At 40.1% G+C, this 23,579-nt stretch carries 21 protein-coding genes and 1 pseudogene; 13 read left to right on the forward strand and 9 right to left on the reverse strand.

Annotated elements, in window-relative coordinates; all coding sequences use genetic code 11:
- Positions 1 to 197: pseudogene (locus ACKPEB_RS10235) on the reverse strand (photosystem II D2 protein (photosystem q(a) protein)); the annotation flags it as partial.
- Between the two features lie 341 nt (positions 198 to 538).
- On the opposite strand from ACKPEB_RS10235, the gene ACKPEB_RS10240 reads away from it, so the two are divergent.
- From ACKPEB_RS10240 to ACKPEB_RS10255, 4 genes are all read left to right on the forward strand, one after another.
- Positions 539 to 1,105 carry a photosystem I assembly protein Ycf4 gene (locus tag ACKPEB_RS10240; RefSeq protein ID WP_408964779.1) on the forward strand — a complete coding sequence of 189 codons (567 nt, stop codon included), beginning with the start codon at positions 539 to 541 and terminating at the stop codon, positions 1,103 to 1,105.
- Positions 1,106 to 1,139: 34 nt separating this feature from the next.
- A complete protein-coding gene (locus tag ACKPEB_RS10245) occupies positions 1,140 to 1,904 on the forward strand; it encodes a peptidylprolyl isomerase (RefSeq protein WP_408964780.1) in 765 nt (254 codons plus the stop codon).
- 148 nt (positions 1,905 to 2,052) lie between these two features.
- Positions 2,053 to 3,174: a beta-ketoacyl-ACP synthase gene (locus ACKPEB_RS10250; RefSeq protein ID WP_408964781.1), complete on the forward strand. Its 1,122-nt coding sequence runs from the start codon at positions 2,053 to 2,055 to the stop codon at positions 3,172 to 3,174.
- A gap of 125 nt (positions 3,175 to 3,299) precedes the next feature.
- Positions 3,300 to 4,406 carry a DNA cytosine methyltransferase gene (locus ACKPEB_RS10255; RefSeq protein ID WP_408964782.1) on the forward strand — a complete coding sequence of 369 codons (1,107 nt, stop codon included), beginning with the start codon at positions 3,300 to 3,302 and terminating at the stop codon, positions 4,404 to 4,406.
- Between the two features lie 15 nt (positions 4,407 to 4,421).
- Here the strand turns inward: ACKPEB_RS10255 and ACKPEB_RS10260 are convergent, their stop codons facing one another.
- Positions 4,422 to 4,889 (reverse strand): DUF29 domain-containing protein, encoded by a 468-nt coding sequence (locus ACKPEB_RS10260; protein WP_408964783.1) that lies wholly within the window; start codon positions 4,887 to 4,889, stop codon positions 4,422 to 4,424.
- Positions 4,890 to 4,990: 101 nt separating this feature from the next.
- Positions 4,991 to 5,512 (reverse strand): hypothetical protein, encoded by a 522-nt coding sequence (locus tag ACKPEB_RS10265; protein WP_408964784.1) that lies wholly within the window; start codon positions 5,510 to 5,512, stop codon positions 4,991 to 4,993.
- A gap of 269 nt (positions 5,513 to 5,781) precedes the next feature.
- Here ACKPEB_RS10265 and queC point away from each other — a divergent pair, with 269 nt between their 5' ends.
- Complete coding sequence (gene queC, locus ACKPEB_RS10270; RefSeq protein ID WP_408964785.1) at positions 5,782 to 6,462, forward strand: 7-cyano-7-deazaguanine synthase QueC; 681 nt, start codon at positions 5,782 to 5,784, stop codon at positions 6,460 to 6,462.
- A gap of 67 nt (positions 6,463 to 6,529) precedes the next feature.
- On the opposite strand, the gene ACKPEB_RS10275 is transcribed toward queC, so the two are convergent.
- Entirely contained in the window at positions 6,530 to 6,727 is a 198-nt protein-coding gene (locus tag ACKPEB_RS10275) for a hypothetical protein (RefSeq protein WP_408964786.1), read from the reverse strand.
- A gap of 433 nt (positions 6,728 to 7,160) precedes the next feature.
- Between ACKPEB_RS10275 and petJ the strand changes: the two genes are divergently transcribed.
- The 4 genes from petJ to ACKPEB_RS10295 all read left to right on the forward strand — a co-directional run bounded on the left by petJ (position 7,161) and on the right by ACKPEB_RS10295 (position 10,169).
- Positions 7,161 to 7,517 (forward strand): cytochrome c6 PetJ, encoded by a 357-nt coding sequence (gene petJ / locus ACKPEB_RS10280; RefSeq protein ID WP_408964787.1) that lies wholly within the window; start codon positions 7,161 to 7,163, stop codon positions 7,515 to 7,517.
- Between the two features lie 363 nt (positions 7,518 to 7,880).
- Positions 7,881 to 8,978: a heat-inducible transcriptional repressor HrcA gene (hrcA, locus tag ACKPEB_RS10285; protein WP_408964788.1), complete on the forward strand. Its 1,098-nt coding sequence runs from the start codon at positions 7,881 to 7,883 to the stop codon at positions 8,976 to 8,978.
- A 17-nt stretch (positions 8,979 to 8,995) separates the two neighbouring features.
- Complete coding sequence (locus tag ACKPEB_RS10290) at positions 8,996 to 9,367, forward strand: DUF1622 domain-containing protein (protein ID WP_408964789.1); 372 nt, start codon at positions 8,996 to 8,998, stop codon at positions 9,365 to 9,367.
- Positions 9,368 to 9,386: 19 nt separating this feature from the next.
- Entirely contained in the window at positions 9,387 to 10,169 is a 783-nt protein-coding gene (locus ACKPEB_RS10295) for a hypothetical protein (RefSeq protein ID WP_408964790.1), read from the forward strand.
- A gap of 82 nt (positions 10,170 to 10,251) precedes the next feature.
- Here ACKPEB_RS10295 and ACKPEB_RS10300 read toward each other — a convergent pair whose 3' ends face one another.
- Entirely contained in the window at positions 10,252 to 10,971 is a 720-nt protein-coding gene (locus tag ACKPEB_RS10300; RefSeq protein WP_408964791.1) for a glycerophosphodiester phosphodiesterase, read from the reverse strand.
- Positions 10,972 to 10,993: 22 nt separating this feature from the next.
- Positions 10,994 to 11,860, reverse strand: a complete 867-nt coding sequence (locus ACKPEB_RS10305; protein ID WP_408964792.1) for an alpha/beta fold hydrolase — start codon at positions 11,858 to 11,860, stop codon at positions 10,994 to 10,996.
- Between the two features lie 196 nt (positions 11,861 to 12,056).
- On the opposite strand from ACKPEB_RS10305, the gene ACKPEB_RS10310 reads away from it, so the two are divergent.
- Both ACKPEB_RS10310 and cobO read left to right on the forward strand, forming a co-directional pair.
- Complete coding sequence (locus ACKPEB_RS10310) at positions 12,057 to 13,505, forward strand: RecQ family ATP-dependent DNA helicase (RefSeq protein WP_408964793.1); 1,449 nt, start codon at positions 12,057 to 12,059, stop codon at positions 13,503 to 13,505.
- A gap of 117 nt (positions 13,506 to 13,622) precedes the next feature.
- Positions 13,623 to 14,249 carry a cob(I)yrinic acid a,c-diamide adenosyltransferase gene (gene cobO, locus ACKPEB_RS10315; RefSeq protein ID WP_408964794.1) on the forward strand — a complete coding sequence of 209 codons (627 nt, stop codon included), beginning with the start codon at positions 13,623 to 13,625 and terminating at the stop codon, positions 14,247 to 14,249.
- Positions 14,250 to 14,296: 47 nt separating this feature from the next.
- On the opposite strand, the gene ACKPEB_RS10320 is transcribed toward cobO, so the two are convergent.
- Positions 14,297 to 15,748 carry a sensor histidine kinase gene (locus ACKPEB_RS10320; RefSeq protein ID WP_408964795.1) on the reverse strand — a complete coding sequence of 484 codons (1,452 nt, stop codon included), beginning with the start codon at positions 15,746 to 15,748 and terminating at the stop codon, positions 14,297 to 14,299.
- Positions 15,749 to 15,993: 245 nt separating this feature from the next.
- Between ACKPEB_RS10320 and ACKPEB_RS10325 the strand changes: the two genes are divergently transcribed.
- A complete protein-coding gene (locus ACKPEB_RS10325; protein WP_408964796.1) occupies positions 15,994 to 16,278 on the forward strand; it encodes a hypothetical protein in 285 nt (94 codons plus the stop codon).
- Positions 16,279 to 16,563: 285 nt separating this feature from the next.
- On the opposite strand, the gene psaB is transcribed toward ACKPEB_RS10325, so the two are convergent.
- Positions 16,564 to 18,792: a photosystem I core protein PsaB gene (psaB, locus tag ACKPEB_RS10330; protein ID WP_408964797.1), complete on the reverse strand. Its 2,229-nt coding sequence runs from the start codon at positions 18,790 to 18,792 to the stop codon at positions 16,564 to 16,566.
- Positions 18,793 to 18,883: 91 nt separating this feature from the next.
- A complete protein-coding gene (psaA, locus tag ACKPEB_RS10335) occupies positions 18,884 to 21,139 on the reverse strand; it encodes a photosystem I core protein PsaA (RefSeq protein ID WP_408964798.1) in 2,256 nt (751 codons plus the stop codon).
- A 661-nt stretch (positions 21,140 to 21,800) separates the two neighbouring features.
- On the opposite strand from psaA, the gene ACKPEB_RS10340 reads away from it, so the two are divergent.
- Complete coding sequence (locus tag ACKPEB_RS10340) at positions 21,801 to 23,453, forward strand: hypothetical protein (RefSeq protein WP_408964799.1); 1,653 nt, start codon at positions 21,801 to 21,803, stop codon at positions 23,451 to 23,453.
- Positions 23,454 to 23,579: the final 126 nt, after the last annotated feature.

Genomic DNA, 23,579 nt, shown 5'->3' on the forward strand with positions numbered 1-23,579 from the left:
GAGCTTGCTAAACCGTGGGTGTACCAGGAAGTCACAAAAGTGGTTCCGGTTAACCAGCCACCAAGGGCTAGATAAGCACAGGGAAACAGTAGAACTCCTGACCAACCCACGAAGACAAAGCGATCGCGTTTGAGCCAGTCATCGAGGACATCAAACCATCCTCTCTGAACTTGCGGCCGTTCGACTGCTATAGTCATTTCAGAACGATCCTCTTGGGTTATCTAAAACATTATCCTTTGTGAACTACCCCTTAATCAATCGGTTTCCCGATTTTTGAAGGGGCTGGTCGTTTCACTGGTTTGACTTTCTGTAGAAATCAATCCGAACGAAGTTCGGCCGAAGGTCTTACAAAGCAGTTTTTTCCCTTGCGAGACCAACTGTTCAGCGATCGATCCAATGCTTATAGCCTATGGATGTCGCCCTGGTTTAACCGGGGGACATTTAGCGGTAGACTATTAAGCAAGTTAACATAACTATATATTACAGTTAACAATTTTTGCAAAGGTGTTGGCTGTGAAGATTCACACTTTTAGGTTCCATGAGTACCCAAACAAAGACCGCAACGAATCAAATCCTCTATCAGAAAGTTACGGGTTCCCGTCGCTTCAGTAACTACTGGTGGGCCAGTGTGATCACCATCGGTGGAACTGGCTTTCTCTTATCGGGTATATCGAGCTATTTGAAAATTAATCTTTTACCCTTCGCCGATCCGACCCAACTCATTTTTATTCCCCAAGGAATTGTCATGGGGTTATATGGAACAGCAGCCTTGTTACTGGCGTTATATCTATGGCTGGTAATTCTGTGGGATTTGGGTGGCGGATACAATGAATTTAATCGACAAACGGAAAAGATTAATATTTTCCGGTGGGGTTTTCCGGGGAAAAACCGTAAAGTTGAATTCAATTGCAGCGTCAATGAGGTTCAATCGATTCGTGTTGACGTCAAAGATGGACTTAATCCTCGTCGAGCACTGTATCTCAAACTCAAAGACCGTCGAGAAATTCCTTTAACTCGCGTGGGTCAACCCCTAGCCCTATCTGAGTTGGAAAACCAAGGCGCGGAATTAGCGAAGTTTTTACAAGTCCCCTTAGAAGGACTATAAAATTATCCGACTGCACAAAAAACGAAACTCTAAAATGAAAACATTCAACACACAGCACTGGTTTTTACCCATCCTGTTCATTTGTGTGTTATTCCTGAGTAGCTGTGGTTCTGATACAACCTCCCTCGAAACTCAAACTCAGGACAGTCTATCTGCTGATCAAGCCGTTACCCTTAGTTCTCCCACTTCAACCCAACCTATGGCAAATTTACCCCAATTAAACGGAAAAGCAACGGTCGAGATGACGGTGAATGGATCGCCGATTATCATTGAAATTGATGGAACCAACGCTCCTGTTACGGCGGGAAACTTCGTTGATCTGGTTAATAAAGGCGTTTATGATGGTCTAGCATTCCATCGGGTTGTCCGTGAACCTCAACCGTTTGTGGTGCAAGGCGGTGATCCTCAGAGTAAAGATCCGAAATTTCCCAGTGCTAGATTAGGAACAGGTGGATATATCGAGCCGGGTACTTCCAAAGAACGGACAATCCCCTTAGAAATTAAGCCCCAAGGTGCAGAACAGCCCATCTATAGCAAAACCTTAGAAAGTGCCCGCATTACCACAGCACCCGTTTTATCTCACCGTCGGGGTGCAGTGGCGATGGCTCGTTCTCAATTCCCTGATTCTGCTTCTTCTCAGTTCTATTTTGCCTTAGCAGATTTACCGTTTCTCGATGGTAGTTATGCTGTTTTTGGTTATGTGACTAACGGGATGGATGTTGTAGATCAAATTAAACAAGGCGATCGCATTCAGTCCGCCAAAGTGACCCAAGGGTTAGAAAATCTGAAAACTCAATAAATTATTAGGAAATGTAATTATTGCGTTTCTGAGGGTGGGTGAGATTGTTAAATTTTATCCACCCTCTTGTATTTTTTTAAACTCAAATAGCAGAAGAGTCAGAATTTCTATAAAATTTTAACTTTGGGTTTCTAACTCCTCAAACAAAATGAATGTTGTTGTTACGGGTATTGGTTTAATCTCTGCATTAGGGAATTTAGAAACAACTTGGAAACGATTGTTATCCGGTCAATCAGGAATCTTACCTGATCAACCTTTTCCTGAACTTCCCAGAAAACCTTTAGCTTTAATTAATGATATTCCATCTGATCCAACAAAATTATTAAAAGTTGCAATCGCCGATGCGTTAATCATGGCTCATTTATCTCCCCCTTTATTAAACTGTGGGGTCGTTATTGGTTCCAGTCGGGGATATCAGGGAAAATTAGAGAAATTAGCAAGGATGGAAGAGGATATTAATTTAATTCAATTTATAGATTATTTACACTCTAATATTGCTTTAAATGCGGCTAAAATCATCGGATCTACAGGAATTGTTTTATCACCGATGGCAGCTTGTTCTACAGGGATTTGGGCGATCGCTCAAGGATTTGAACTGATTAAAACTGAACAATGTCAGCGTGTAATAGTCGGTGCTGTAGAAGCACCCATTACCCCCTTAACCTTAGCCGGATTTCAACAAATGGGAGCCTTAGCTAATACAGGTTGCTATCCATTTGATCGACATCGAGAAGGATTTGTTTTAGGGGAAGGAGCCGCTATTTTAATCTTAGAATCAGAAGCTTTAGCTCAACAAAGAAACGCTCAAATTTATGGACAAATATTAGGGTTTGGATTAACCGCAGATGCTTGTTATGGAATTAAACCGGATACTGTTGGAAAAAGTGCGATCGCTGCCATTCAAAATTGCTTAAAAAATAGTCATTTATCTCCTGATCAAATTGATTTTATTCATGCTCATGGAACCGCCACAACCTTAAATGATGATCATGAAGTTCAATTAATTCAACAATTATTTCCTCGAAAGGTTCCAGTAACTTCTACAAAAGGCGCGACCGGACACACATTAGGCGCATCAGGTGCGTTAGGTGTGGCGTTTTGTTTAATGGCATTAAACCATCAACTTTTACCTCCTTGTGTGGGTTTAAAAACTTCTGAATTTGATTTAGATTTTGTTACCTCAGTTCGTCCAGTTTTAATTAAAAATACTTTATGTTTTAGTTTTGGATTTGGAGGACAAAATGCGATTATTGCAATTAGTAAACCTTAATCACGGATTTAGCTCGATTTTATGACAAAAAAACTGATTATTTAGGTTTTGGTTCGTGTGCTGCGCTTACGCACCCTACGAATTGTGATATGATATTAATTGAGGCAAAATGACGGTAATAATTAATGTCATTAATTCAACAATTATCTCAAGTTAAATGGAAAGATTCACCCTCAACCCTGTCTCTATTTTCGGGATGTGGTGGAATAGATTTACCCTTTCATAAAGCTGGATTTAAGGTTGTTTGGGCAATTGATTCTAATCGAGATGCTTGTCGAACGTTTAGGCGGAATATTGCGGATGTTATTGTTCATGATCAGATTGAAAATATTAATATTTCTCAAGTCCCTGATGCGCATTTAATTACGGGAGGTTTTCCTTGTCAAGATTTTTCCATGATTTGGAAACGTCCAGGGTTAGAAGGAGAACGGGGAAATTTATATACTTATTTTCTTAAATTTGTTCAAGCCAAAAAACCGAAAGTTTTTATAGCTGAAAATGTTAAAGGGTTATTAAGTGCTAACAATTATAAAGCCATTCAACGCATTATTTCTGACTTTGAAAAAATTGAACCTGGATATTTAGTGAAACCTAAACTTTATAATTTTGCTGAGTATGGTGTTCCTCAATTTCGAGAACGGGTTTTATTAGTTGGGATTAGAAAAGATACGGGGTTTAATTTTATTCATCCTCAACCGGAATATGGATTAAATCGACTTTATCCTTATCGAACTGCATCAGAAGCATTAGAAGGAGTAGAAACGGTTCCTGATAATAATGAACATCAAAAAATTCAACCGAGAACCATTGAAATTTTAAAACGGATTAAACCCGGAGGAAATTTTACAGATATTCCGAAAGATAGCGAATATTATGTTAAAGGAATGATTAGTCATGTTTACCGACGTTTACACCCTGACCAACCTTCAACAACCATTATCGCAGGTGGAGGCGGTGGAACTTGGGGATATCATTACCAAAAACCCAGAGCATTAACCAATCGAGAACGAGCTCGGTTACAATCGTTTCCAGATGATTTTATTTTTGAAGGATCATTGACCGAAGTTCGGCGACAAATTGGGAATGCAGTTCCTCCTGATGGAATTGTAGCTTTAGTTAAAGCGTTAATTCCTTTGTTTCAAGGTAATTATAAGCCAGTTAATTTATATGAGTTAAGCGAAAATTTACAACAATTATCCATTAAAGAACGTTTGAAATTAGCCCATCAATAAACTTGTAAGTTAGTATTACTCCGGTAAATAATCTGGGTTTAATGTCTCTTCTTGGGAGAAAGGAGATTCTACAGGAAAAGTATCGATGGTTAATCCTGTTTCATCAGCCGCTAATTCTCTTGCATCTTGATAACATTCTTCAAAAACTTCTCGAAAATATCGCTTTAAACTTGGACTGTTTTTAAAATCGTCTCGTAATCTTTTACGATGTTCTCGAATGGTAAATAACCAGCTATTAGTTCGTTTCTCAGATTGATACTTATATTTTAATAGGTGCATTAATAAAATTCTGAGATTACTTCTGATAGCCTTTTTTTCACTTCTGACCATAGCTTCTAATTCTTCAATTAAATTAATAAGATCAACTTCAGCTAATTTTCCTTGTTGTAACTGGTGAATAGTATTCATTAACCAAAGATGATAATCTTCTTCGTATAAACTTGAATTGGGTTTAGATTCTGTTATCGGGAGTTCGGTTGTCATGGGATATCCTCAACTCAGTTGGATTGAATTATAACAATTTAGATAAAAAAAAGTTGGGTTTCGTTTCCTGAACCCAACCTACTTTAATTTTATTAAACAATTTAGAAGGTGAGATCGAGTTTACTATGATTGCGATAACACCATGCTAAAATTGTGCCTAAAAAAGATAATTTAATCAGTTCTAGGATAAAATAACTCCAGTGGAGTTGGTTCATGCCATCAGGAATAGTCGCTAACCCATTAAATAGATTGAGGTTAATTCCTAAAGCACTCATTTGAGGGGTGAGAATGTAAGTGTAAATCATCGTAATCGCCAAGAGAAATAGCGATAATCCGGTGAGTGTGCGCAGGCGATTACTGAATTTTTCAGGAAGGTTCATTGCTAATGCAATTAAACCGGTTAAACCCACTGCTGCACACACTAACTCAACCCGGTTAAAGACTGAAAAAATCAGCATTCCTGTAGCCGTAAATCCTGTTTCTTCCATCATGCCAGAAACATACATGGTCGGCATAATTACAAAGTCAAGAATTAAGCTACCTGCCATCCAGAATGCTAAGGTTCCTAATACCAAGGTTAGCCAGCGTGTGGGATGATATTCTAATTTAGAGACTGTAGCCATAGTTATAATTACCTATGTATAGAGATATAATTGCTGTCTTTACTTTTTAGTGTAGCGAAGATTTCGGGGATAGAATGTGAAGTATTTTATATTATAAAACTTTACAAAGATATATAATTCTTTAAAGATTGGTTCTTAAGCTTAATCTGATTGTCCATTTTCAGCTTTGTAAAAATTGTAACTTGTAGATCCAAGGATGCGATCGCTCTAATTTTTGTTAAAATTAACGAGAATACAATCAACAAGATCAATAAGGAAAAAAGACTCTAGTGAAAGCAGTTATTTTGTTATCGGGTGGTTTAGATTCGTCAACGGTTTTATACCAAGCTAAAGCTGATGGGTGTCAATGCTATGCCATTTCTTTTGATTATCAACAACGGCATCGTAAAGAACTGGAATCAGCGCGAAAAATTGCTGAATGTGCTGGAGTTGTAGAACATCAAGTTGTGACATTTGATTTAACATTATGGGGAGGGTCTGCTTTAACGGATAATCGTGTTGATTTACCTTATGATCGCTCTCTAAAAAAAATGGCTGAAAGTATCCCCATTACTTATGTTCCGGCGCGAAACACGATATTTTTAAGCTTTGCTTTGGCTTATGCAGAAGCAATTTCAGCCAATCGAGTTTATATTGGGGTTAATGCCTTAGATTATTCGGGTTATCCTGATTGTAGACCGGATTATATTCAAGCCATGCAAGAAGTGTTTCGGTTGGGAACAAAACAAGGTCGAGAAGGAGAATCTATTACCATTGAATCTCCATTGATTCATTTAAAAAAAACCGAGATTATTCAACTCGGTAATCAATTGGGTGTTCCTTGGGAATATACTTGGTCTTGTTATGCGGGTGAAGCTAAAGCTTGTGGAATTTGTGATTCTTGTCGTTTGCGATTAGCTGCCTTTGCAGAACTGGGATTAACTGATCCGGTTGCCTATATTCATGATTAAATTTACTGAAAAAAGAAGAAAAAATAATAGAGTGTTTATGTCGTCAATTCTATTAATTTAAACTTGTTCAATCAGTAATTTTAATTTTTCCTGTATGTAATGCTCTTTGAAGCATATAAACTAACTGTTGTTCAGGTTCATTCAGTTTGCGTAATAACCAATATCTTAACGCATATCGCTGTTGACGACTCATACATTGAGTCCTTAAAATTTCCTCAACCATTTGTTTGAAACTTACGGGAGAAAAAGATTGTGATTCAGACATAACAGGAAGAAAGGCAATCCATTAAGTTTTTTTAATATCTCTGCTCGGGCAAATGTATCCAATGATTTCTGTGTTAGTGTAGATGTGATCGTCCTCATGGTTAAACAGTAATCTGGATCACAACAGAAGGAGATATGCTGTTAAATTCAGTATTATTACTGAGAACCTGTTGTTATTTTCGTTGACTCATACCGATTTTGACTCAGGACATGGTGTAATGCTGACCGTCGAGGGTTGAAGAATCGGTCAAAATCGGATGGAGATGGCGAAAAAATAGGATTTGCTGATGAAAGCTTTCCCATAGATGAACTTTATGGTATTGTTCAACAGATTAGAACATTTCCGGTTTCTATTTCTATTGGAATACCGTGTTTTTATTGAAGATGTAAAATCTTTGTATTTTCTGTTCCTATTTTAACACAAGGAGATTCAATTGAAAAAGATACTATCAGTTCTGATTGTAGGTTTTATATGGTTAACCTCTATTTTTCCAGAATCTGCATTAGCACAAAATACTTTAAATGGATCTGAGATTTTTTTGAACTCCTGTGCAGCTTGTCATATTAATGGAAATAACGTTGTTGTTGCCAATAAAACATTGAAAAAAGAAGCTTTGCAGCAATACTTAAAAGGATATCAAGAAGATCCTCAAGCGGCAATTATCAATCAAGTGACAAATGGTAAAAACGCAATGCCAGCGTTTAAAAAACGGTTAAAGCCTGAAGAAATCAAAACCGTTGCAGCTTATGTTGTTCAACAAGCTGAAATCGGATGGCAAGTTACTCCTTAACCTTTGTGTTTCCTGCTATCACTATTTTTGAATCAGCCCATGATAAAAAACGGTAAAATCAAACAATCATATTCAGAAAATTCCTGAAATTTCATCAAATTTAATTGTTATTTAATTATTTTTATCCAATTCGATAAAAATTAACCGTTCAGGAATTTAGTAGACCCTACAAATAGGCAACCAATCTCTACGAAAATGTTCTAAAACAGATGAGGAGTAGAATTTACCTATTCAACTCCAATATCTGTTATCTTGGATATTAAAACTCTGCTGAACAGCTTGCGAGTTGTAAACGCCTGAACATCTCAGAGTTGCCTGGTTCAATATCATACTTCGTCAGTCAAATCTGTATCAAAAAACTCAATGTTTACACAAGTACATTTAACAGAGCGACACCATCATATCCTGTGGGCAACCATTCGTCACTATATTGCGACGGCGGAGCCCGTTGGTTCTAAAGCTTTGGTGGAAGAATACAACCTCAAAGTTAGCCCTGCGACAATTCGCAATAGTATGGGGGTCTTGGAACGCGCCGGACTCCTGTATCAACCCCATACCTCCGCCGGACGAGTCCCCTCAGATTCCGGGTATCGAATTTATGTTGATAAGTTAATTACTCCTTCAGAAACTGTTGCGGATGAAGCACTGCAATTGTTACGGGAACAACTGAGTTTAAAAAACTGTAGTTTGGAGGCAGTTTTACGAGGGGCTTCTCAAATTTTATCGACCTTAAGCGGGTATATTACGTTAGTTACATTACCCCAAACCCTCACCACTCGGTTACGACACTTGCATTTAGTATCCATAGAACCTGGAAAAATTATGTTAGTGGTGGTGACAGATTCCTATCAAACTCACTCGAGTTTGATAGAATTGTCTTCTCCTAATTCTGCGGTTGATTCTCACCCATTAGTTGCTAATTTATTACCTGAAAATGAAGAAGTTTTAGAACAAGAATTACAATTACTGTCAAATTTTTTAAATGCTCAACTTAGAGGAAAATCGATTTCTGAACTTTCAATATTAGATTGGAGTGAATTAGATCGAGAATTTCAATGCTATTCGGATTTTTTAAGAAAATTATTAATCGATTTAAGTCGTCGCTGTCAAACCCCAGAATATACTCGAATTTTAATTAGTGGAATTTCTGAGGTTTTGCATTTACCTGAATTTTCACAATTGCAACAGGTAAAAACTTTGATGCACTTATTAGAAGAAGAACAGGAACAATTATGGCCGTTAATTTTTCCCCCATCCCAAACTAAACGGGTGACGGTTCGCATCGGGTCAGAAAATCCGTTAGAACCCATTCAAGGATGTACTTTGGTTTCCGCCCAATATCGACGGGATAATATTCCGGTGGGAAGTGTGGGAATTTTAGGCCCTACTCGCATGATGTATGAAAATGCTATCGCCGTTGTTGAAGCCGCCGCCGATTATTTGTCGGAAGCACTCAGTTAATCTTAATCCTTGGATTTATGGTTAGTATGGAAGCTTTAGAAAATAGTTTATTTTCTTTTGTCCATTTTCTACGATTTGTCTTAGAAGCAACTTCGGCGTTGTGTGTATTTTTAGGTTTAATTACAACCTTAAAAATAGCCATTAATCGCTATGGTCAAAGGCGAGTTTTTCCCTTTATAGAACTTCGTCTTAACTTTGGAACTTGGTTGGCTTTAGCCTTAGAATTTCAGTTGGGTGCAGATATTCTTTCTACCACGATTACCCCGTCGTTTTTAGCATTAGGTCAGTTAGCGGCAATTGCTGTGATTCGGACATTTTTAAACTATTTTTTAAATAAAGAACTGGAAAGCGAAACCAACCTTCAGAAAAAAAATGCGGATAAATCTTGAATAAATTAGTCTAACTTTAATGGTAAATTCTGATGTTTTAATTTTAGCAGAAACAGCGATCGCTGACTTTGAACGCTCAAAGGTTCCTGGGGTGTGGACGGGACTTGATCAACAACAAATTATGGCAGAAATGCGTGCCCGTTTAGCGAATCCTTTTCAGATTAATCAAAGTTCTCAACCTTTTTGTGGCCCAGCTACGATTATTTTTGAACTGGTACGAAAACATCCTCTGGCTTATATTGAACTGTGCCGCAGTCTCTTTCAAATCGGTGGATTTCATACCCAAACAAATCGTTGGATTTCTTCACCGTCTTATCTTCAACAAACCCCGGTTAATTTTAAAATTCCTCAAGTGGATTGGATGGTATTATCGACTCTGAGAGAATCCGAAAATATGCTTTTTTCCGTTGACCCGAATGCTTCTGAACTTTTCAGAAATTTAGGGGGAATTACGAAACCTTGGGAAATTGCAGGATGGATTCAAGAAATTTTAGGCTATCAAAGGATTGATTATAATTATGCTTATTTATTTAGAGATTTAGAAGGGATTCAAAAAGCTCATCAAATCGTAAAATCTGGAGGTGTGGCTTTGGCGTTAGTTAATGATTTAGGCTTACTTTTAAATCAACCTCCTTTGATATCCTATCCGAGTCATTGGGTGGCTTTATTAGATCAATTAAATATTGATTTAAATCGGAATATAATTGAGTTTAATATATTTACCTGGGGTCAAGAAATGCAGATTAAGGTTGATCTAAAAACCTTTAAAACTTATTTTTGGGCGGTTGTTACTGGGATTTAGATTAAAGAGCAGTATCTTTCAAGAAACGGGGTTTTTAAGTAACGTTTAGAGGAAAAAATAGGTATTTACAAAAACCTGGTTTCTAACTTCTAATTAATGAATTGGTAATCATCCGCTTAACCCCTAAGTTAACTAAGGTGTTAAAATCATTGATATCATCCACTGTCCAAACCACGATATCAACTCCTTGATTTTGACTTTGAGTCACAATTTCTGGATGTTTTAATACCACTGGGTAATTAATGCTTAAAATGGCATTTTCTTGAGTAATTGCTTTTTGAAGTTGTTCTTCAAAGCGATTAAAATCAATTAAAAAATATCCGATTTTGATTTCCCAATAATAACGGCGGATTTGGTTTAAAAAATTTTCATTAAACGAGGTGATAATTGAGGATTGTAAAAGGTTATTTCTAATTAAAAACTCTCCTAAGTATTTAATTTCATTCTCTGACCATTGATGGTAAGGTTTAATATCAAAATAGAGAAAATCATTGACGTTTTTAAAAGTAGCGATCGCATCTTCTAAGATGGGAATTCTTTCTCCTGCAAATTGTTCACCAAACCAAGAACCTGCATCTAATGCTTTTAATTCTGCAACGGTTTTTTCAGAAACTTTACCCGATGTACCTGTAATTCGGTTTAAGAATTCATCATGAAACATCACTGGAATTCCATCCGCAGAAACTTGTACATCAAATTCCAGAGAATTTGCACCTTGTTCTAAAGCTGCATTCAAGGCGACTAAAGTATTTTCAGGTGCTATTAGGGAAAAACCTCGATGACCAATAATTTCTAAATCCATGATTTTACCTTTATTTTGATCACTATAATTTTACCATAATTTGAGAATTTAAGAAGGTTTCAACTGTTTGATTAAAGCTATCGGGTTCAACTAAAAAAGACCAATGATTACCCGCTACACGCTCAATTTTTAACTGAGTTAAATATTGTTGATAAGGTTGGAGTTGCCAGTTCATGCGATTTACTCCTTTTTCGGGTTGAATAAATAATGTGGGAAGATCAATTTTTTCTGTTAACCCTGGAACTTCCATCACCTGTTCAAAAATTTCATTTCTAGCAGGAATTCCAAATTTACTTCCCCAAGTTCCATCGGTTTTTTGTTCAATTGCGGCTTGAAAAAGTTCCTGTTGTAAATCACTCCATCCTGAAAATTGCGCTAACTGTTTAGCTTGATTTTCTGCTTCTTCAAAACTTGCAAATGACTTGATTAATTTTAAGCAATCTAACTGACGATACAGCAGGGGAAGAGTTAACTTAAACAGCCTCGGAAGTTTCATAATAAAAATGGGGTCAACTAAAATCATACTGTTAAATCGTTGAGGATTCTGTTTTGCCCAAATGGCTGCCATTTTTCCTGTCCAAGAATGTCCTAAAATATGGGCTTTTGACCAATTCAGGTGATCCATTAAAGCTTCTAAATCTGCAATGACTTCAGTAAATGTATATCCTTGATTGGGTTTACTACTTTCTCCATGTCCTCGCATATCCGGTGCTATAATATGATAGCGATCGCTGAGTTGATCTCCTAACTTTTTCCAGACTAAGGCTTGATCTGCTAACCCATGTAATAATAAAAGGTTGGTATCCGAGGAATGATTAACTCCAGAGTTCCATTCTAAATAGGATAGATTAATCTGGGATAGAGATAAGGTTTTTCTAACAAAATTCATGATTTTACCCTCAGTCATTGATCAATGATTAAACAGGATATTTTGATTATAAAGGATGGGTAGCTCAGAAATCCTAGAGTAGTATAAATTGTTAAAATGACAATCTTAAAAGCCTTCTCTACCCTACCTGTAGAAAAATATGAGATAATGATTCTGATGTTATCTTAATTTTATTTTGTAAAATCACTAAAGCATCATGGAAGCATCTACAGACTTGAAACAGGTAAAAGCTGCCTTGAAAAGAATTTGGGGTTATGATGATTTCCGACCGCCTCAAGAGGAAATTATTAAAAGCTTACTTGACCACAAAGATGCTTTAATTGTGATGCCAACAGGAGGAGGAAAATCAATCTGTTTTCAACTTCCAGCTTTATTAAAAACGGGATTAACTTTAGTCATCTCTCCTCTGGTTGCTTTAATGGAAAATCAGGTGCAAGAACTTCAAGTATTAAACCTTCCTGCTGCTTTAATTCATAGTCAATTAATGCCCCAGCAACGTCGTCAAACTTTACGTTTAGTTGAACAAAATCAATTAAGACTTCTCTATCTTTCCCCTGAAACTTTGTTAAGTTCTCCTGTGTGGAGTGTGATTTGTCAACCTCATGTTAAAATCAATGGTTTAATCTTAGATGAAGCCCATTGTTTAGTTCAATGGGGGGATAGCTTTCGCCCTGCTTATCGACGGTTAGGGGCAATTCGTTCAACTTTATTAAACCTAAAACCTGCCCATACAAAAATAGCGATCGCCGCTTTTACCGCCACGGCTAATCCTGATGTTCAAAACACAATTAAACAGGTTTTACAACTTGAAAACCCTGAAGAATTTCTCCTCAGTCCCTATCGATCTAATTTAGAATTAAATATTAAAACAGTCTGCACCCCTAGAGGACGACAAAAACAACTGATTCAATTGATTCAACCTCGAAAAAACCAAACCGGTTTGATTTATGCCCGAACTCGGAAAGATTGTGAAAAATTAGCCCAATGGTTACAAACTCAACATTATTCAACCGTTGCTTATCATGCCGGTTTGGGTTCAGAAGAACGCCGAAAAATCGAACAAGATTGGTTACAGGAAAAAGTTAAATTTGTGGTTTGTAGTAGTGCTTTTGGAATGGGAATTAATAAAAGTAATGTTCGATGGGTTGTCCATTTTCAAGCTCCTTTTTTATTATCAGAATATATTCAGGAAGTGGGACGGGCCGGGAGAGATGGTCAACCTGCGATCGCCTTAACAATGATTAGCGAACCCACAGGATTTTTCTATCCTGAAGATAAGCAACGACAAAATTATCTCAAGAAAAATCTACAAAAACAATATCAATCTGCTGATCAGTTAATGAAGAAACTTCCCTTAACGGGAAATATAGAAGCTGTGTCTCAAAGGTTTAAAAATAGTGCGATCGCCCTTTCAATTTTACACGCCCAAGGGCGATTATTGTGGCGAGATCCCTTTAACTATGAAATTCAATTTAAACCGTATAAATCGGTTTTAGATCAAAATAATAAAGCGATTCAACAAATGAACCAATACTTAAGAACTCGTCAATGTCGCTGGCAATTTTTATTACAAGCTTTCGGATTTAATTTAGATGATTCTTTTAAAAGATGTGGTCACTGCGATCGCTGTCAATCTCAAAAATAGGATCATCTAAATTTCCATAAAACCCTTGTAAATTCTGCCCAATTACGATAGAATTACAGAGATAAATTTTCGCTTATAAAATTTATATCATTAGCCCAAAATCACCCCCCAAAAACAATGGAAACCAACACCCCAGAATCAACCCTGACCGCCGAACAGCACCGCCTAAAAATGCAGCGCCGAAAAGAAGTTCAAGATAAACGAGTCGCCGAACGAAACCAAACGAAAGGATTAATTATTGTTAATACCGGAAACGGAAAAGGAAAAACCACAGCCGCTTTAGGAATGGTGTTGCGTTCCCTGGGTCATGGATATCGTGTGGCGATTATTCAATTTATTAAAGGCGCTTGGGAACCTGGGGAAAAAGCTGTGTTTAGTAAATGGCCTGAACAATTAGAATTTCATGCGTTAGGAGAAGGATTTACCTGGGAAACTCAAGACCGAGATCGAGATATTGAAAAAGTCCGAGAAGCTTGGAATTTAGCGCTTTCTTTTATTCGTAATCCTGAGTTTAAATTAATCTTACTCGATGAAATTAATGTCGCCATGAAACTCGGCTATTTACCCATTGAAGAAGTTCTAGCCGGACTCACAGAAAAATCTCCAGATACCCACGTGATTCTAACAGGTCGTGGGGCTCCTCAAGGGTTAATTGAACAAGCCGATCTGGTGACAGAAATGTCTCTGGTTAAGCATCCTTTCCGAGAACAAGGGATCAAAGCTCAACCCGGAATTGAGTTTTAAAGAATCCTGTTCTGTCAAGTTTATCTAGGGTTATTTGGGGTTAATTTTTACCTTTGATTGACGTTAGCTATGGTTAATAAAGGTAAGGTAACGGTAACAGTTGTTCCTTGATTGATTTGGCTTTCTAAATCAATTTGACCGTGATGATTTTCAACAATGGCTTGAGCGATTGCTAAACCCAAACCCGACCCGCCACGATGACCATGAGTTCGAGAGGGATCAACCCGATAAAACCGATCAAAAAGATGAGGTAATGCTTCTGGAGGAATGCCAATTCCTGTATCTTTAATAATGACTTGTAATGCTTCTAATTTTAAGGAAGAATGGTTTTTTTCCCAAGATTCTGTCATTTTTCCTAATCCGGGTTGTCGTCTAGGTTTAGAAAGAGATTGCAATTGAATTTGAACCGTTCCTCCAGAAGTCGTATATTGTATAGCATTACTGACTAAATTTGTAAATAATCGCACTAATTGATCCCAATCTCCTTGTAAAGTAAAAGGTTCGGTTTCAGTGAAAGGGGGATGACCAGAATTCGCTAAAATCTCCTGAGAATCTTCAATAAAATTCAAGGAGAGATGGATTCCCTGTTGAGTAGCAATTCCTTTTTGTTCCTCGACAATTTCCATTAATAATCCATCCAAAGGGACAGACAAAAATTGGGGTTTAACCATCCCGCTATCCTGTCTGGCTAAAAATAATAAATCATCAACTAACCGACCTAAACGGCGAGTAATTCGTTCAATAACTTGTAATTGTTGTTGTTCAGAATTAGATAAGTTAGGTTCAGCTAAAGCGACTTGAACATTAGTTTGAATCATCGCAATGGGACTTCTTAATTCATGGGACGCATCGGCGGTAAATTGTTTTAAGCGTTGATAGGAATCCCGCACAGGTTCCATGGCTAAACCGGATAGAAACCAACCAATAGTAGCGACACCAATCACCATTAAAATTGTTCCGATGGTTAAATCTAAGATTAACTGACGAATGGGTTTTGTCACTTCAAACCAAGGATGACTAACTCGTAAATAACCTAAGACTTGTCGCCCTATTTCTACTCGATCTGTAACCTGTCTTAAAATGATTTCTGAGTTAGGATTAGAGTCAGAAATATGAACAGTTTCTCCACTCCGATTCGGATGAATCGGAATATCCAAAGGCTGAGAAAAGGTAGACCATAATAATTCTCCTGTCGGACTAAACCATTCCCAATCAATATGATCATCTTCAACGGTATTCGGATGATTTCTAAAACTAGCTTCAACATTCACTTGAAATTGACCCGCTAAAACCGCAGGAGACATGGCGGGTGGCGTAGAAATGGGTTCAATCACTAAAGAACGTTCTACCACTTCTACAACGTGATTTAAAGTATCATCAATGCGCTCAATTAAGGTGGTTCTAACATAAAAATAAAACCCACTGGCAAATAATAATAATAAAATAGCCGTGACAGCAGTATACCAAATGGCTAACCGTTTTCGAGTTGCTTGAAACATAAAATATATCTGGTAACAGGGAGGAAAAGAGTTTTTTGCACCCGGTTTGAGGATGAGTCTATTCCAACAAAAATTAGAAAACATTCAGAGTCAGTTAAAGCCAAACTAAAAGCAGAAGGATTAGAGTGATCGCAATCTCAATTCAATACAGAATCAGGATTTGTAACAATTTGTTGACTGTATAAATTCTGTTATATTAAACATTATAAAATTTTTAACATATCAGTTAATAAGGTTATTTTTCAATGACAAAAGCAACAGACAATCAAGAACCATCCTCGTCTTTTGTTACTACCAACCCTTCAATCAATCGAAAAGTCGCTTTTGCATCAGTCGGTGCTGCACTAGGTTCTATAATGAGCATCTTTTTGGCAACCTTTTTGCTGAACCTTCCATTTTTAGCCAATATTTCAGATGAAGATCGTGGTACACTCAAAATGAGTTTGACTTCAGGTATTACTGCGCTGGTGACGTTGTTAATTGGTTATCAAACGAAACCTGGATCTGGAGATGGTATAAAGGAAGAATAACAGAGGAATAGCCCATAGGTGCTGGCACCTGGTCATGGGGTGCCGCCGGATTGAAGCCAGCAGGACTTCGATGGCGAGTATTTGGGCTTTCAATCCGATCATGGTTATGATCGGATTGAAAGCCCAAGTCACAGTGGAAGAGTTGATTGATAGCTTGTCATGTCTGACCAATCATTGCACCCGACCTGACGAGACACTTTTATACAATTATTGTGAAAAATCCCCCGCCCGAAGGCAGGGGATCTTTTTAATTACCGATTAACGAAGATTCAGTTAACTCTTACATCAACCGAACTTACCCGCAGTCGAGGCAATGAGGAAGGCTGCGTAGGTGACGATATAACCAACGGTGAAGTGAGCTAAACCAACCACACGAGCTTGAACGATGGACAGAGCAACGGGTTTGTCTTTCCAACGAACCAGGTTCGCCAGAGGAGTCCGTTCGTGAGCCCAGACAATCGTTTCGATTAACTCTTGCCAGTAACCCCGCCAAGAGATCAGGAACATAAATCCAGTGGCCCAAACCAGGTGTCCGAACAGGAACATCCAAGCCCAAACCGACAGGTTATTGGTTCCATAAGGGTTGTAGCCGTTAATTAACTGAGCCGAGTTCAGCCACAGATAGTCACGGAACCAGCCCATCAGGTAGGTAGAGGATTCGTTGAACTGAGCAACGTTTCCTTGCCAGACCCCCAGATGCTTCCAGTGCCAGTAGAAGGTTGTCCAACCAATGGTATTCAGCATCCAGAACATGGAGAGATAGAAAGCGTCCCAAGCAGAGATGTCGCAAGTACCGCCACGGCCGGGGCCATCGCAAGGGAAGGCATAGCCGAAGTCTTTCTTGTCGGGCATCAGCTTAGAGCCACGAGCATCCAACGCACCTTTGACGAGAATCAGGGTGGTGGTGTGCAGACCCAGAGCGATCGCATGGTGAACTAAGAAGTCACCAGGGCCGATGGTCAGGAATAAGGAGTTGCTACCCGAATTGATAGCTTCTAACCAATTGGGTAACCAAACATTACCCGCGTTAGGCCAAGCGGTGGTGGCGATGCTATTGGCATTGGACAGTAAAACATCCATGCCATACAGCACTTTACCGGAAGACGCTTGAACGAATTGAGCAAAAACCGGTTCAATCAGAATTTGCTTTTCAGGAGTTCCAAAGGCAACCACAACATCGTTATGGACATATAAGCCCAGGGTGTGGAAACCGAGGAACAGAGACACCCAGCTTAAGTGAGAGATGAGGGCCTCTTTGTGCTGTAACATCCGATCCAACACATTGCCTTTGTTTTGTTCGGAATCATAATCGCGCACCAGGAAGATTGCCCCGTGAGCGAAAGCACCGACCATTAAGAACCCAGCAATATATTGGTGGTGGGTATACAGCGCCGCCATCGTGGTGTAATCCTTAGCGATGAAGGCGTAGGGAGGCAGCGCATACATATGTTGCGCCACCAGGGAGGTGATCACACCCAGCGCTGCCAGAGCAAATGCTAACTGGAAGTGCAGAGAGTTGTTCATGGTGTCGTACAACCCTTGGTGGGGCAGGTTGAACGGCCCTTCATTTTTAATACCGAACAGCGGATCTTTGGAATTCATCATTTCTTTGATGCTGTGACCAATTCCAAAGTTTGTCCGGTACATATGGCCAGCAATGATGAAGATCACTGCGATCGCCAGATGGTGGTGAGCCATATCCGTCAACCAGAGAGACTCGGTTTGAGGATGGAAGCCACCTAAGAAGGTAAGGATTGCGGTTCCGGCCCCTTGAGAGGTTCCGAAAACATGGCTGGTCGTATCAGGATTCTGGGCATATACACCCCAGTTGCCCGTGAAGAAGGGAGCCAGACCTGCCGGGTGGGGCAGAGTGCTGAGGAAGTTATCCCAACCCACGTGCTGTCCACGAGATTCAGGAATGGCAACGTGAACCAAGTGACCTGTCCAAGCCAGGGAGCTAACCCCGAACAGACCTGCCAAGTGATGGTTCAAACGAGATTCAGCATTCTTGAACCAGGACAAACTGGGACGATACTTGGGTTGAAGGTGTAACCAACCTGCGAACAGGAAGATTGCAGCCAGAATCAACAGGAAGATAGACCCTTGATACAGGTCACCATTTGACCGCATCCCGATGGTGTACCACCAGTGATACACCCCAGAGTAAGCGATATCAACAGGGTTAGAAGCGCCCGCTTGGGTAAAGGCTTCTACCGCCGGTTTGCCAAATTGGGGATCCCAAATGGCGTGAGCAATGGGGCGAACGTTTAAAGGATCTTTCACCCATTGTTCAAAATTACCTTGCCAAGCGACATGGAATAGGCTGCCTGAAGTCCAGAGGAAGATGATGGCGAGGTGACCGAAGTGGGAGGCAAAAATCTTTTGGTAAAGATTTTCCTCTGTCATGCCATCATGGGTCTCGAAATCATGGGCTGTGGCAATCCCATACCAAATCCGACGTGTTGTCGGGTCTTGGGCCAAGTCCTGGCTAAATTTGGGGAATTTAGTTGCCATAAGTCCTAACTAAATCGTGTTCTTTTTTATTCCGCCTCAGAAGGGGGAAGAAAGTAGATTAGATTTTCTCCCACCTCTGAGCAGAGAGTTTTCATCCTACTGAAATAATTCGGGCGAGGAAGAATGCCCAGGTTGTAGCAATTCCCCCTAAGAGGTAGTGAGCTACACCAACCGCACGACCTTGAGTAATACTCAGAGCGCGAGGTTGAATTGATGGGGCTACTTTCAGCTTATTATGGGCCCAAACAATGGACTCAATCAATTCTTGCCAGTAGCCGCGACCACTGAACAGGAACATTAAGCTGAACGCCCAGACGAAGTGGGCACCCAAGAACAACAGACCGTAGGCAGAAAGGGCTGACCCGTAGGAAGTGATCACCTGAGCAGCTTGCGCCCACAGGAAATCACGCAGCCATCCATTAATCGTAATGGCGCTTTGGGCAAAGTTGCCATTGGTGATGTGAGAAATAGTGCCGTCCGCACCAACTGTTCCCCACACATCGGATTGCATCTTCCAGCTAAAGTGGAAAATCACGATGGAGAGAGAGTTGTACATCCAGAACAGACCGAGGAAAACGTGATCCCAGCCGGAAACTTGGCAAGTACCACCGCGACCCGGGCCGTCACAGGGGAAGCGGAAACCTAATTCACTTTTATCGGGAATCAGGCGAGAGCTACGGGCGAATAACACGCCTTTAAGCAGAATTAAAACCGTAACGTGAATCGTGAAGGCATGGATATGGTGAACCATGAAGTCCGCCGTACCTAACACGATGGGCATCATTGCCACTTTGCCCCCGACGGCAACGACATCGCCGCCGAATACCGGGCTCACACTAGCCAAAGCATGGGGTGCGGTGTTACCGGGTGCTAAGGCATGAATGTGTTGAACCCATTGGGCAAACACAGGTTGGAGTTGAATGCCTGTATCGGAGAACATATCTTGGGGACGACCAAACGCCCGCATTGTGTCGTTATGGACGTACAAGCCGAAACTGTGGAAGCCCAAGAAGATACAGACCCAGTTCAGGTGGGAGATAATTGCATCGCGGTGACGAAGCACGCGATCAAGCAAGTTGTTGACATTGTTAGCCGGAACATAATCACGCACCATAAAGATTGCTGCGTGAGCGCCCGCACCCACAATCAGGAAGCCACCGATCCACACATGATGGGTGAACAGAGACAACTGCGTGGGGTAATCCGTCGCAATGTAAGGATAGGGAGGCATTGAGTACATATGGTGAGCCACAATGATGCTCAAAGATCCCATCAATGCGAGGTTAATCGCTAACTGAGCGTGCCAAGAGGTGGTCAGGATTTCATAGAGTCCTTTGTGGCCTTCTCCAGTGAAGGGGCCTTTATGGGCTTCTAAGATTTCCTTCATGCTGTGACCAATGCCCCAGTTTGTCCGGTACATATGGCCAGCAATGATGAACAGAACCGCCAGTGCCAGGTGATGGTGTGCAGTATCAGATAACCATAGACCGCCTGTTTGTGGGTTTAATCCCCCTTTGAAGGTCAGGAAATCTGCATAGACTCCCCAATTCAAGGTAAAGAACGGAGTTAATCCTTCTTTAAAGCTGGGATACAGTTCTGCCATCAGGTTGGGCTTGAGGATGAACTCATGGGGTAAAGGAATATCCTTCGCCGCCACTCCGGCATCCAGCAACTTGTTCACCGGTAAGGACACATGAATTTGGTGACCTGCCCAGGACAAACAACCCAGACCCAATAATCCGGCCAGATGGTGGTTCATCATCGACTCCACATTCTGGAACCATTCCAGTTTGGGAGCGCGTTTGTGGTAGTGGAACCAACCTGCAAACAGCATTAAACCGGCCATCACCAGCGCACCAATAGCGGTGCAGTAAAGCTGGAATGTGTTGGTAAAACCAGAAGCTCGCCACAGTTGGAACAATCCAGAGGTAATCTGAATCCCGTGGAAGCCACCGCCCACATCACCGTTTAAAATTTCTTGGCCGAAAATTGGCCATACAACTTGAGCGCTGGGCTTAATCCCGGTGGGGTTAGCCAGCCAAGCTTCGTAGTTTGAAAACTTAGCGCCGTGGAAGTAAGCACCACTTAACCAGATAAAAATCACGGCTAAATGGCCGAAATGGGCGCTAAAGATTTTACGCGAAATATCTTCTAAATCGCTGGTATGACTATCGAAGTCGTGAGCGTCGGCGTGGAGGTTCCAAATCCAAGTGGTTGTACTTGGCCCTTTGGCTAAGTCACGGCGGAAATGTCCAGGTTTAGACCACTTTTCAAAAGAGGTAGGAACCGGATCGTTGCTGACCGTAACTTTCACTTTTGCCTCACGCTCTGGAGGACTGATTGTCATTTAGACTCTCCTCGACCTGTGACAAAAAATAAGTAACGTTGCAGATTTTGACAGAAGTTATACCCCTTTTTCAAAATCCTTCACAAAAGTTAGCGTTTCGTACAATTGTTTCATAGATAAATTTCTATGAGACGATCTATTCAGGTTTATGCCTGAACCGAAGACCAACCTTTGTTCGGGGGCAACAAGACACCCTTGTAGTTGCCATAAGGCTTTTTTATTTTTATTTCAACAGCAACGCCCAACCCAAAGCCTTACATAGTAAGGGCTTGCCGGGGCGGTAGCTGTTGTCTTTAAATGATATATCATCTTTCTGAATCTGGGGGGAATGGCTTAGTAACAATAATTAAAATTCACTCAGATTCTCTCATGATCATCAATTTAGCGTTCACAACGCTTTAAAAAAGTCAAACTATTCTTGATAAATGTTACAAAACTTAAAATTTCTCCGAAAGTCAAATTTTAGGGTAGGGTAGCAAAGGATAGTGAACAGCAACCTGTGATTCCTTCAGTGATCAAAGTTACAAAATGTTGCTGATGTTTCAGAAATTAGAAACATCATCTTCCAGAATTCCTCAAGGAACCGCAAATCCCAATGACCCCCCAGAACTGACGGATCAAGGTTGACTGCCATTGGCCGATCATTCTCAATGGAAGAGTTATGGACAAAACTGGATTAGGGTTTCTTCACTGGATTAACCTATTAAAGCTTCTGCTTCAGGGGTGGATAACCATCAAAACCCCACTGACAACCTTCTTAGCGGTATTAATCATCGTAACAATGGTTGGATGTGGTAATTCTGCGGTTCCCCCCCAAAGTTCTCCACCCCTGAGCGTGACTCCAGCTACCGAACCCATCGGGGACGTTTCTGTGCCGAAACTGATCCAAAAACTCCATCAAGTTCTCGATACTTACCAGCCTCAAGTCAGTATTCTCAATCCCAAACCTGACGCAATCATCGAAGACGATACGATTAATCTGCAACTTCAGGTTCAAGGTTTAGCGCTGTTCAAAGACCCAAAATTCAGTTTGGGGCCACATTTACAGGTGATTCTCGATAACCAACCGAATCTCGATGTTTACGATATTTCTACCCCCATCACCTTCTCTAACTTAGACCCTGGAACCCATACCATCCGAGTTTTTGCTACCTATCCTTGGAACGAAAGCTATAAAAATGAAGGGTCTTTTGCTCAAACCAGTTTTCATATCTTTACAAAAACCGCTCCCGATTATCCTAACCCGGATCTGCCCTTACTCACCTATAATCTCCCACAAGGAGAATATGGTGCAGAACCGATTTTACTCGACTTTTACCTCAGCAATGCTCCTCTGCATCTGGTCGCCCAAAACAACCCAACGGATGAAATTGTTGATTGGAAAATTCGGGTGACCATTAATGGCGAAAGCTTCACCACTAACCAATGGAAACCCTTATATTTGAAAGGATTTAAACCGGGTAAAAACTGGGTACAAATTGAATATCTCGATGAAAATGGGAATCCTGTTGACAACGTTTTTAATAAAACAGCCCGTGTCATTACTTATAATCCCAAACTGAATAATACCCTTTCCCAACTCATTCAAGGAAAATTATCCTGGGTAGACGTTAAGGGAATGGTTAATCCCAATGCAAACCAAGAAGATGTGATTGAACCCTCTGAACCGCAAGAAATTCCATCTGTAGAACCTATTTCTGAACCGGAAGAAATTGCTCCACCTGTTGAAGAACCTATTTCTGAATCTCAAGATTCTATTTCTGAACCGGAAGAAACTTCTCCTCCTGTAGAAGAAACACCTTCTCAAGTAGAAAATTCGATTTCTGAACCGGAAGAAATTTCTCCTGTTATAGAAGAAACACCTTCTCAAATAGAAGATTCTACTCCAGAAGCTGAACAGATTCCATCAGAAATCATAGAACCTGAACAACTTCCTATGGAACCTGTGGGATTAGAAACCCAGACTGAAGAAATCAAACCGGAACCGATCAAGATTCAAGCGGATATTCCTTCTCAACCGTTAATTTCTCCTGAACCTCAACCTAACAAATTCGGTGGATTTTTAAGTCGTTTCCGTCTTCCGTTCTTAAATCCTATTTCAGTACAATCTAACTCTCCGACTTCTCCAACAACTTTACCTGAAATTGTTGATCAAGTTCCCATTCCAGAACCCGCGATCGAATTACAACCTGGGGAAACTTCTAACTTAATTGAAGATTCAACCCTTGCGGTAGATTCTGAAACTGAAGTTTCTAAAGCTGAATCAATTCTTGAATCTAACATCACTTCAGAAACAACTCTTAACACAGATTAACCGAACACTTGGATTTCACGAATTTCTAAAAATCCATTAACCTAAAACCTAATTTAATTAAAAAGTAAAAACCAGGTTTATGTGTAAATTAGGCTAATCGGTGAAATCCTTTAAATTAGTTTCAGT

It is taken from the genome of Planktothrix sp., assembly GCF_046067725.1.
Taxonomy (GTDB): Bacteria; Cyanobacteriota; Cyanobacteriia; order Cyanobacteriales; family Microcoleaceae; genus Planktothrix.